We start from the raw sequence: 1,025 nt of genomic DNA, 5'->3' as shown, positions 1-1,025 counted from the left end.
CTCATGCGCCTCTTACTGGCTCAACTAGGCTTATCGCAAGTTAGTACGTCCTTCATCGCCTCCAACTGCCAAGGCATCCACCGTGTACGCTTAGTCACTTAACCATACAACCCGAAGAAGTGTCTCGGCTTGTCTTTTCGTCGCCTAGCTGCGTTATTATCCTCGCTCAATCGGTCATGTACTGATGTACACTCCCTCAATCACTGCGGATAATGCCTTGCTATCCAACGAAAATCCTGCGCCTACCATCGCTAAACGATGACTTCTTAAGTTGTATCTATTGACATGAACGATACGCCACCAAAGTTAATCTGGTGAGTTATACTTGGCTTGTTCAAACTTCGTTTGTTTCTTTATCAGCTTGTTCAAATTATTAAAGAGCAACTCACATAATGTGATTGATAAACACTCTAAATAAAGCGCTTATCAATTGCATTATGAATGGAACAGAAATGTGACACCATCGTAGGTGTTGCACTGTAGGTGCTGCATTGCAGCACATACATCACCCTCGAAGAAGGGAAATGGTGGAGCCATGCGGGATCGAACCGCAGACCTCCTGGATGCAAACCAGGCGCTCTCCCAGCTGAGCTATGGCCCCGTTGTTTGGACGTGCTGCAGTGCAGCACCTACAGCTGATAAGGGAATTTCGAGCGAGGGCAAGGCGGAACCCGACGAAGTGTACAACAGTACACGACGAGGTTTCCAACACAGCCATCGCGAAGAAATGGTGGGTCTGAGTAGACTTGAACTACCGACCTCACCCTTATCAGGGGTGCGCTCTAACCAGCTGAGCTACAGACCCGTAACCGTTTCTCTATGCACGTACCGCAATGCGGTACCTACCGAGGATTTTTTTTCATTACCCAGTACGTGCCGCCATGCGCTACCTACGGATAATTATCTGTTCCATTTATCAAGCCAATCAATCTGTGTGAGCACTTACATTCGATATGCATCTCATCGATAAGGAGGTGATCCAGCCGCAGGTTCCCCTACGGCTACCTTGTTACGACTTCACCCCA

2 tRNA genes and 2 rRNA genes are annotated in these 1,025 nt (G+C 48.1%); all 4 read right to left on the bottom strand.

The features are described 5' to 3' along the window. Nucleotides 1–104 (bottom strand): 23S ribosomal RNA (locus DQW12_RS13270); the annotation flags it as partial. Nucleotides 105–525: 421 nt separating this feature from the next. Beyond that, a tRNA-Ala gene (locus tag DQW12_RS13265) sits at nucleotides 526–601 on the bottom strand. A 127-nt stretch (nucleotides 602–728) separates the two neighbouring features. Beyond that, nucleotides 729–805 (bottom strand) — tRNA-Ile (locus tag DQW12_RS13260). A gap of 162 nt (nucleotides 806–967) precedes the next feature. Continuing rightward, a 16S ribosomal RNA gene (locus tag DQW12_RS13255) occupies nucleotides 968–1,025 on the bottom strand; the annotation flags it as partial.

The organism is Aliidiomarina celeris, from assembly GCF_003316875.1.
Lineage (GTDB): Bacteria > Pseudomonadota > Gammaproteobacteria > Enterobacterales > Alteromonadaceae > Aliidiomarina > Aliidiomarina celeris.
Note: the sequence above shows the minus strand (reverse complement) of the source record. Positions and strands in the feature narration are given on the sequence as shown.